A 10,144-nucleotide genomic window follows, 5' to 3' on the forward strand; every position below is an offset into this window, starting at 1 on the left:
TTCTTACATAAAAAATTATTAACGCTGTTAGTGAACCGTTTAACCAGCTTTAAGCTTAAAAGCTATAAGTGTAGCCCATCTGTACAGTACGTGGCTTACCTGGCTGAATGCCACCGTTTGAACGGTTAGCAATGTATGTTTTATCAAACAGGTTATCAACGCTTAGGTATACTTTTTGATTCTCATCAATTAAGTATTTAGCGGCTAAATCCCACACAACGCGGCTATCAATTGCGTTTAAGCCTGACTGCGTTAAGTTCGCGTGCGCATCAGATACGTAACGTACTTGGCTGTTTACTACAAAAGCAGAAAACTCAGCACCTAACGATAACGCTACTTGGTTTTCTGGTACGTAAGGCATTGCATCGCCTTTTTCTACCGCGCCCCAAATCTCTGAATCAAAATCGTTTTTAAATTCAGAATCGGTGTAAGTGTACGTTAATTTAACTGGGAACATAGCTGCATCAGTCGCAAACGTACGGCCAGCGCTAAATTCAAAGCCTGATACCTCTACTTTACCGTAGTTGTATTGGTCGCCAATGTTGTCGTCGCTACAACCTACAGATGCAGTACAGTTACCGTGCATGTTGTCGTAATCAGAGTAAAATGCAATAACTTCACCGCTGAAGCTATCCATATTGAAGCGAGAGCCAAACTCGATGTTTATACTTTCTTCTTCTTCTTGAACTGCATTACCCGGTGCTGCAGGTGCATAGCCTTTTTGAATGCCCGCAAGTAATGTCACGTTTTCGTTAAGTGTGTAAGTAGCACCTAACGACGGAACTAAAATTTCAGTGTCGTTAGACACATCTTTAGTTAAACCGTTGCTGCGAGTAGGATCTGATTTAGACCACTCTTCACGTGTAATAGTAATGTCTTCATAACGAAGGCCCGCACTGATCACTAACGCATCAATTGTCCACTCGTCTTGAATAAATAAGGTACTTGCTTTTGCGCTATCTACACGGTTGCTATCAGAGCCCGGAACACCTTGCGATGTTAGCGTCATGCTTAAATCTTGATTTAGTGTGTATTTGTCTTGCCATTGAAAACGATCCATTTCGTCTTCGTGGTAACGTACGCCAACCGTAATGTAGTGATCGCCAGCAGGGATATGTAATTCAGACTGAATCCCTTTAGCTTGGTAATCGCGGTTGTTAGCTTTAATAGCAATATCTTCGATACCTTCGCTTGTTGGGTTTGCTTCAAATTCGCTGTATTGTGCAAGGTAGCTTTCACTTACTTTGCTGGCTTTATACCAGTTACGATGAAAATCGTTTAAGTAAGCTGTAGCTAAAAGCTCATAGCCAGCACCAAAACGATACGCGTAGTTAAGCTGGTATGCATTGTGGCGAGTGTTCATTTCATCGTTTTGCGATGCAGCATAACGACGATAAGGACTTTCTTGATAGTCTTCGTCTGTTAAGCCCATGTATGTTTCGTCTGATGTTTCGTCAGAGTACTTAATTTTTAGCTCTAAATTATGCGCATCGTTTTGACCAAACGTATGGCCAAACTTTAATAGTAAATCTGTTTTTTCAAAGCCGGTGTTGTCATTGCCTACTGGCAACTCTTTAAAGCCGTCTGCGCCGTAAGTAAATACTTCAATTAAACCTGCTGTGTTGTTTTTTTCTTTACCAAAGTAAGCGTGACCTTTGTAGTAACCGTCGCTACCAAGGGCTGCATCTACCATACCTTTTGAGCTGTTTGGTTCAGTAGGTAGGCTGCGTGAAAGTAAGTTTAAAACACCGCCCGTAGTACGAGGGCCATACTTAACAGAAGCCGCACCTTTTAATACTTCGATAGATTCCATACGACCCATAGTAGGGAAGTAGTAAGCAGAAGGGGCAGAGTAAGGCGCAGGTGCAACTAGTACACCGTCTTCCATTACAGAAATTTTATCGTTACGGCCAGTACCTGTACCGCGCATACCAATGTTAGGGCGAAGACCGTAGCCGTCTTCTTCTTGCACGTAAACGCCCGGAACAGAGGCTAAAACGCGAGAAATATCGGTGAATTCAAATTTTTGCAGTTCTTCGTCAGAAATAAACGTAGCCGAACCTGGAATATCGTTAATTGCTTGTTGTGAACCAATAACGGTAATTTGTTCAAAGCGTTGTTCTTTATCGCTGGTGTCTTTTGCTATTGCAGTAGCACTAAAAGACAAAGCAACCGCAGCTGCTAGGGTAGATACTAAAAATTTAGGGTTCATTATGTTCCTAATCATGTCAATTATCGAAATTGGCGTAATTTGAACACGTTAACGAATACGAATCAATGTTATTAAGTATTTAATGATTCAGTTTTTTAGAACTAAAAACATCTTCTTATGCAACTTAGTTAACTAAATTATATTAATTTACCAAAACTCTGGTTAAGGTATTTACTAACATAGTTAGCCTATTGCAAGTGAATTTAACGCAGTTAGCGCTGAAATAGCTGCTTGAGATAGATTTATTATCTAGAGTTCAGGTTAGTTATAACGGCTCAACTAATTGAGTACTTACTTTAACCTAAACGCAGGGCTATAAATTCAGCGAGTTTATCAACTGCATTTTCCGACTCTCCGGCACTTTTAACTAAACTTATGCCAATATCGCCAAGGGCAGGTAAGTGTTTAGTTTGCACCTGATAGTTAAGCTCGCTGGGTACGGTACTTTTAGCAAGAACGGTAATGCCAAGTCCTTCTTTGAGCGCTGCAATAAGACCGGTTAAATCGGCATTGCTATAAACAATACGGTATTTTATGCCGGCACTTTTTAATGCATCAATTGCGCGGCGACGATAAATGCATCCCTCTGGCGCCGTGACTAAAGTAACTACGTCATTTTGAGCCAGCGATAAGTCGCCCACCCATACGAGTTTGTCTTGCATAAAAATCGGGAATTTTTCAGAGCTGAGCCGCTCATTAAGGGCGAGGACTAGATCAAATTGATCTTGGCGAGAAGCTGAAAGTAAATGCTTACTCAAACGCGATTTAACTTCTAAAGACACCTCAGGGTAGAGCGCCACAAAATCGCCAATAATGGAAGGCAAAATACGCGCAGCAAATTCGCTAGGAATACCCAAACGCACTCTACCGGCAATATTTTCGGAGGTAAATTGCTGCAAAATAGCATCGTTGTATTGCATCATTTGCTTTGCCATCGGCAGTAATAGCTCGCCGTACTGGTTAAGTACCTGGCGCTGGCCTTGTTTTTTAAATAACTTATATCCAAGCACATCTTCCAAGCGCTTTATTTGCAAGCTTACTGCCGGTTGCGACAAACCCAATAAATCGCCAGCTTTAGCAAAGCCGCTTACCTCAACGACCATAACAAAGGTGCGTAAACTGTCGGTTGATATATTTTTCATATTTAAAATTACAATTTATGTCGCCATATATATAAGTATTATTTATCAATTGATAAATAATTACAATTTGTTGTTATACATCTTGCGCAATATACTTTTATGCATTGAAAATACATAGGTGTTTGTTATGACTTTTAACCCAATTATGTTTGCCCGCCACAGCAACGCTAACAGCGCGGTTGTCAACGCTTTGCAAGCAAATAACAACACCGTTGTAATGGATTTTAGCGGTAGTGAAGCATCGGTATTTTTAAGTACCATTTTAGGCCACGATTTAACTAAATTAACGGCCAGTGGCTTAGGATTGAAAGGGTCGCTCGACGAAGACCTAAATTCTGATTATAGCTACGCTGTATATTATTTTAGCGAAACCGCTTTTAGATTTGTATTACCACACAGCGCAAGCCTTCAATTACAATCACTTATAAATGAACAACAGCTTCGTTTTGATATTGATTATGTTACTCGTACCGACCTAACTACTTTTACCCTAAGCGGCGAAAACGCATTTGATACCCTAGTTGATGCTTTTAAGTTAACGCCAGGTTTACGCCTTTCTGACGCGCAACTTTGTTACGGCGCGCAAAGTGGTGAGGTATTTATTACTGCTATTGATAAAAGCGATGAACAACACTTTGTGCTTATAGCAAAAACGCCAGAGCTACAAAAATGGCAAAGCTATATGCAAGCGCATGGTTTTGCACTTATGCAAAATCAAGCCGCATAACGAATATAAACAACAGGTAAGCATAACAATGCTTGCCTGTTTTTAATTACGGTTAAGTAAAAACTAATTTAAGTCACGCCCTAAACAGGGTTAATTTAAACGTGAAGGAATGTTATGACGTCTAAAACTGTACTACATGCTAAGCACCTAGAAGCGGGCGCAAAAATGGTTGATTTTCATGGCTGGGAAATGCCAATCAACTACGGCTCACAAATAGAAGAACATAATGCCGTTCGTACTGATGCAGGTATGTTTGACGTATCACACATGACGATTGTTGATATTGAAGGCGAGCAAGCTCAAGCATTTTTACGTAAGTTAGTAGCAAACGACGTAGCTAAATTAACAGTCCCTGGTAAAGCACTTTACACCGGCATGCTTAATGAGCAAGGCGGCGTAATTGATGATTTAATTATTTACTTCTTTAGCGAAACATTTTACCGCCTAGTTGTTAACTCAGCAACACGTGAAAAAGACCTAGCACATTTAGCTAAAGTATCGAGCGACTTTACCGTTACAGTTACTGAGCGCCCAGAGTTTGCAATGATTGCAGTGCAAGGCCCTAACGCAAAAGCAAAAACAGCCACACTTTTAAATGCTGAGCAACAAGCCGCTGTTGAAGGCATGAAGCCATTTTTTGGTGTGCAAGTAGGTGATTTATTTATTGCCACAACGGGTTATACTGGCGAAGACGGTTACGAAATAGTAGTACCGAACGACCAAGCGGCCGATTTATGGCAACAACTGCTAGATGCAGGTGTAGCGCCTGCTGGTTTAGGTGCACGCGACACGCTACGTTTAGAAGCAGGTATGAACCTTTACGGCCTAGATATGGACGAAAGCGTATCTCCACTTGCAGCTAACATGGCATGGACCATTGCATGGGAACCAGAAGATCGCGACTTTATTGGTCGTGACGTACTTGTTAAGCAACGCGCAGAAAAAAGCACTGACAAACTAGTTGGCTTAGTGTTTGAAGAAAAAGGCGTGCTGCGTAGCGGTTCAAAAGTAATTGTTGATGGTGGTGAAGGGGTTATTACCTCAGGTACTTTCTCACCAACACTTGGTTTTAGTGTAGCCCTTGCACGTGTACCACGTTCAACAGGCGATACAGCTCAAGTAGAAATGCGTAAAAAATTAGTAAACGTTAAAGTAGTAAAGCCTAGCTTTGTACGTAACGGTAAATCAATAATTTAAATAATTTGGTTATATCAATCAGTGTAATTACAGTGATTGATATCCTCCCAATATAAACCAAAGGACAAATAAAATGAGCAACATTCCTAGCGAGTTAAAATACGCACCTTCACACGAGTGGGTTCGCAGTGAAGGAGACGGTACTTTTACTGTTGGTATTTCTGAGCATGCACAAGAACTTCTTGGCGACATGGTATTTGTTGAATTACCAGAAGTGGGTGATGAAGTAGATGCTGGCGAAGACTGTGCAGTAGCAGAGTCTGTTAAAGCAGCATCAGACATTTATGCCCCGATCAGCGGTGAAATTGTTGCAATTAACGACGAGCTTGAAGATTCACCTGAAACAGTAAACAGTGATGCTTACGGCGACGGTTGGTTATTCCGTATTAAAGCAGCTGATGAGTCTGAGCTAGAAAACTTGCTTGACGCTGAAGGTTACTCGCACACTATCGACGAAGAATAATCGTTAATTATTGTTTGCATTAAAAGCCCCACTATTTAAAACATTGGGGCTTTTATGATTAAAGTGCTTATTTTTCCATACATGGTAAGCAGCTAAATCATAAATATTTTTATTATTACTAGTTACCCATTAGTAATAATTACACTTTTTTGGATCATAGGAATCTGGACACATGTCAAACGCCAAATCTCTTGAAGAACTAGAGCAAAAGCAAGATTTTATTCGCCGTCACATTGGGCCAAGCCCAGAGCAAGTAAGCGACATGCTGAGCGCGCTTGAAGTATCGAGTGTACAAGAGCTGATCGATCAAACTGTACCTGCTAGCATTCGCCTAGAGCAACCGCTAACAGTTGGACAAAGCCGTACTGAAGTTGAAACACTAAGCTACTTAAAATCAGTAGCAAGCAAAAATAAAGTTTTCAAATCATACATTGGTCAAGGCTACCACCCAACACATGTACCACACGTAATTTTACGTAACGTACTTGAAAATCCGGGTTGGTATACTGCGTACACACCGTATCAGCCAGAGATTGCACAAGGGCGTTTAGAATCATTATTAAACTTCCAGACTATGACCCTAGATTTAACCGGTCTTGATTTAGCAAGTGCATCACTACTTGACGAATCAACAGCCGCTGCAGAGGCTATGGGCCTTGCAAAACGCGTATCAAAAGCGAAAAAAGCCAATGCATTTTTTATTGCTGACGACGTACACACACAAACAATCGACGTAGTAACAACGCGTGCCGAGCAGTTTGGTTTTGAAATAATTGTCGGTAAAGCAGCAGACGCGGTTAACCACGACATTTTTGGTGCCTTATTCCAATACCCATCTACATCTGGCGAAGTGGTAGACATAACTGACCTAATTGCTGGCGTACAAAGCAAAAAGGCCATTGCCTGTGTTGCTGCCGACATAATGAGTTTATTACTATTAAAAGCACCGGGTAAATTAGGTGCCGACGTAGTATTAGGTTCGGCTCAGCGTTTTGGTGTACCTATGGGTTACGGCGGTCCTCATGCTGCATTTTTTGCAACACGTGACGCATACAAACGTTCATTACCAGGTCGTATTATTGGTGTATCTAAAGACCGTTTAGGTAACGACGCACTACGTATGGCAATGCAAACGCGCGAACAACACATTCGCCGCGACAAAGCCAACTCAAACATTTGTACAGCGCAAGTATTACTTGCCAACATGGCAGCGTTTTACGCGGTGTACCACGGCCCACAAGGCTTAAAAACTATCGCGCAGCGTATACATCGCTTTGCTGATATTTTAGCTGCTGGCCTAAAAGCTAAAGGCATCGCACTTAAGCACAGCACGTGGTTTGATACGCTAACAATTGCAGATGACAACAAAGACGACGTAATAGCACGTGCCATTGCAAAAGGCGTAAACTTTGCTACAAACCACGAAGGCGAGTACTCAATTTCGGTATCAGAGACAACAACACGTGCCGATATCGCTGAGTTATTTGATATTATTTTAGGCGAAGGCCATGGCCTAAGTGTTGACGCTATTGCAGCAGACGTTGAAGCAAATGGCAGCGAGTCAATTCCTGTAAGTTTAGTACGTGACGACGAAGTACTAACGCATCCAAACTTTAACAGCTACCACAGCGAAACAGACATGCTTCGCTACATTAAGCGACTAGAAAGCAAAGATTTATCGCTTAATCACTCAATGATCTCGTTAGGCTCATGTACCATGAAACTAAACGCGACCGCTGAGATGATCCCAATTACGTGGCCTGAGTTTGCAAACCTTCACCCATTCTGCCCGCTGGATCAAGCAGAAGGTTACCAAATAATGATTGGCGAGCTACACGACTGGCTAGTAAACATTACCGGTTACGATGCAGTATCACTTCAGCCAAACTCTGGCGCGCAAGGTGAATATGCAGGCTTAATCGCGATTCGTAAATACCACGAGTCACGAGGGGATGCACACCGAAATGTATGTTTAATCCCAAGCTCTGCGCACGGTACTAACCCTGCATCAGCGCAAATGGCGAGTATGAAAATTGTGGTAGTTAACTGCGACAAAAACGGTAACGTAGACATGGTTGACCTTAAAGCGAAAGCTGAGGAAGTGTCTGAAAACTTATCGTGTATCATGATCACTTACCCGTCTACGCACGGCGTATACGAAGAAACAATTCGCGAAATTTGTGACATTATTCACCAGCACGGCGGCCAAGTTTACATGGACGGCGCTAACATGAACGCACAAGTGGGTGTAACAAGCCCAGGCTTTATTGGCTCAGACGTATCGCACTTAAACTTGCATAAAACGTTTTGTATTCCACACGGTGGCGGTGGTCCAGGTGTTGGCCCAATTGGTGTTAAATCGCACCTAGCGCCATTTATGCCAAACCACAGCGTAATTAACGTACCTGGTACTAACATCGGTAACGGTGCGGTATCGGCAGCGCCTTACGGCTCAGCCGCTATTTTACCTATTTCATGGGCTTACATTACCATGATGGGTTCAGAGGGCTTAAAACAAGCCACTGAAATGGCAATCGTTAATGCTAACTACTTAACGCATGAGCTAAGCAAGCACTTCCCAATTTTATACCGTGGTCGTAACAACCGTGTTGCTCACGAATGTATTGTTGACCTGCGCCCGCTTAAAGAGCTATCAGGCATTACTGAAATGGACGTAGCTAAGCGCTTGCAAGACTACGGCTTCCATTCACCAACTATGTCGTTCCCAGTAGCTGGCACATTAATGATTGAGCCAACTGAGTCTGAATCAAAAGGTGAGATTGACCGCTTTATCGAAGCAATGGTGTCAATTAAAGGCGAAATTGAAAAAGTAATTTCTGGCGAATGGTCAATCGAAAACAACCCGCTAGTGTTTGCACCGCATACACAAGGCGACGTATTAGGTAACGAATGGGACCGCGCATACGACCGTTTTTACGCTGCATTCCCAGTGCCTGCAGTCGCTAAAAACAAGTTCTGGCCAACCGTTACACGTATAGATGACGTATACGGCGACCGTAACTTAGTATGTTCATGCCCAGCGGTTGAGACTTATCGCGACTAAGAACAGGGACTAATTTTTTGACCTTTAATGGGTAGTAAGTCCCATTATAGTTTGGGAATTTATAAAAATTATAAAAGCCGTTGCAGCAATGCAACGGCTTTTTTGTGTGTGTTTAAACATTGTAGACGCACAGCTTGCTGGCGTGTTGGGCGCAGCCCAAAAGGTGTTTAATTATTGTAGGCGTTTAGCTTGCTGACGCGCGGGCGATAGCCCAAAAGTTATAAATAATATTGTGCACTCGTAGCCTTTAGGCTACATTTATTCAGTAAGTTGAATAAATTGGAATAATTACTATGACGCTACAAATATCAGATTTTAACCCGTTTGACTATATGGAAACACAGCAAGAAATTAATACATTTTTAGAAGACTGTTTAGCTGATGATGATCCAAATACCTTTATTGAAGCACTTGGCTTATTAGTTAAAAAGCATGGCGTGAGTGATATTGCTAAAGCAACGGGGTTAAACCGTGAAAGCTTATACAAAGCCGTTAATGGTAAAACAAAACCACGTTGGGAAACTATTTTTAAAGTAACGAAAGCACTTAACTTTCGCCTTACAACACAAGTAGCGTAAGCTGGGTAGAGTGAAACGAAACCCTACGAGGTTGATTTAAATTGTAGGTCGTCCTTTAGGGCGAAACAGTGAATTTAACTTGCAGAGCTTATTTGAAATTCTGTGTTATTGCGTGTAAATATGTTGTTTTCAAACTTGCTAACTTACATATATTGTCGGGATAAATCCGCGACCTACATTAAAAAACCTTATTCAAGGTTTTTTGCCAGATTGCTGGCGGCAACCAAGGGGCGCCTGCCGCCGACCGCCCCTTGGAACCCCACGGCGCCCCGAGCATCACGCTTAATCCTTCAAACCACAATCGATGTGAACGTAAACGCCATGAAAGCACATCCATGTGCAAGCATGGCTTTCATTTCATCCATGAAATGAATTACTCATCAATTGCTTATTTCAGGGCGTGATGACGGGGGAAGGGTGTTAAACGTGAGATTGGTGTTTGCTTTTGGAAAGAAACAAGATCTGACCCTCGCATTTTCGTATGGGCGTAGGTTGAGAAGAGTGAAACGAAACCCAACGAATCACAAATATACTTACTCGCTCAAAAACCAAGAGTATGTGTTATTTATTGTAGGCGTTTAGCTTGCTTACGCGCGGGCGATAGCCCGAATAAGTATTTGAATAGGTGTTTGAGGTGGTAATCCCCCCATTTTTAATGGAGGCTATCTGTAGAATTCCCGTTGTTTAACTTTTCCAGCTTTTGTATGGGTGTTATGCCACCTATGCCCATATTAGGGCGTTCATTATTATAAGTCCATAAC

Annotated in this window: 7 protein-coding genes; 5 read left to right on the top strand and 2 right to left on the bottom strand. The window is 42.1% G+C overall.

Annotation, left to right across the window (positions count from 1 at the left end):
- Nucleotides 1-55: 55 nt before the first annotated feature.
- Entirely contained in the window at nucleotides 56-2,212 is a 2,157-nt protein-coding gene (locus tag CWB66_RS17355; protein ID WP_138586348.1) for a TonB-dependent receptor family protein, read from the bottom strand.
- A gap of 296 nt (nucleotides 2,213-2,508) precedes the next feature.
- The gene (locus CWB66_RS17360; RefSeq protein WP_077535947.1) at nucleotides 2,509-3,354 is read right to left on the bottom strand and encodes a LysR family transcriptional regulator; all 846 of its coding nucleotides are present in this window, start codon (nucleotides 3,352-3,354) and stop codon (nucleotides 2,509-2,511) included.
- A 127-nt stretch (nucleotides 3,355-3,481) separates the two neighbouring features.
- Between CWB66_RS17360 and CWB66_RS17365 the strand changes: the two genes are divergently transcribed.
- From CWB66_RS17365 to CWB66_RS17385, 5 genes are all read left to right on the top strand, one after another.
- Complete coding sequence (locus CWB66_RS17365; RefSeq protein ID WP_138586349.1) at nucleotides 3,482-4,081, top strand: hypothetical protein; 600 nt, start codon at nucleotides 3,482-3,484, stop codon at nucleotides 4,079-4,081.
- Nucleotides 4,082-4,195: 114 nt separating this feature from the next.
- On the top strand, nucleotides 4,196-5,278 hold the full coding sequence (gcvT, locus tag CWB66_RS17370; protein ID WP_138586350.1) for a glycine cleavage system aminomethyltransferase GcvT: 1,083 nt from the start codon (nucleotides 4,196-4,198) through the stop codon (nucleotides 5,276-5,278).
- Nucleotides 5,279-5,351: 73 nt separating this feature from the next.
- A complete protein-coding gene (gcvH, locus tag CWB66_RS17375; protein ID WP_138586351.1) occupies nucleotides 5,352-5,741 on the top strand; it encodes a glycine cleavage system protein GcvH in 390 nt (129 codons plus the stop codon).
- Nucleotides 5,742-5,913: 172 nt separating this feature from the next.
- The gene (gcvP, locus tag CWB66_RS17380; protein WP_138586352.1) at nucleotides 5,914-8,805 is read left to right on the top strand and encodes an aminomethyl-transferring glycine dehydrogenase; all 2,892 of its coding nucleotides are present in this window, start codon (nucleotides 5,914-5,916) and stop codon (nucleotides 8,803-8,805) included.
- A gap of 293 nt (nucleotides 8,806-9,098) precedes the next feature.
- Nucleotides 9,099-9,383, top strand: coding sequence for an addiction module antidote protein (locus CWB66_RS17385; protein ID WP_138586353.1), 285 nt, complete (start codon nucleotides 9,099-9,101; stop codon nucleotides 9,381-9,383).
- The last annotated feature ends 761 nt before the right edge of the window (nucleotides 9,384-10,144 follow it).

Origin of the sequence: Pseudoalteromonas sp. S558, assembly GCF_005886635.1 — a bacterium.
Lineage (GTDB): Bacteria > Pseudomonadota > Gammaproteobacteria > Enterobacterales > Alteromonadaceae > Pseudoalteromonas > Pseudoalteromonas aliena.

Excerpts from the sequence above, each read along its gene's own strand:
- CWB66_RS17355 (WP_138586348.1), bottom strand. The coding sequence starts at position 2,212 with ATGAACCCTAAATTTTTAGTATCTACCCTAGCAGCTGCGGTTGCTTTG.
- CWB66_RS17360 (WP_077535947.1), bottom strand. The coding sequence starts at position 3,354 with ATGAAAAATATATCAACCGACAGTTTACGCACCTTTGTTATGGTCGTT.
- CWB66_RS17365 (WP_138586349.1), top strand. The coding sequence starts at position 3,482 with ATGACTTTTAACCCAATTATGTTTGCCCGCCACAGCAACGCTAACAGC.
- gcvT (WP_138586350.1), top strand. The coding sequence starts at position 4,196 with ATGACGTCTAAAACTGTACTACATGCTAAGCACCTAGAAGCGGGCGCA.
- gcvH (WP_138586351.1), top strand. The coding sequence starts at position 5,352 with ATGAGCAACATTCCTAGCGAGTTAAAATACGCACCTTCACACGAGTGG.
- gcvP (WP_138586352.1), top strand. The coding sequence starts at position 5,914 with ATGTCAAACGCCAAATCTCTTGAAGAACTAGAGCAAAAGCAAGATTTT.
- CWB66_RS17385 (WP_138586353.1), top strand. The coding sequence starts at position 9,099 with ATGACGCTACAAATATCAGATTTTAACCCGTTTGACTATATGGAAACA.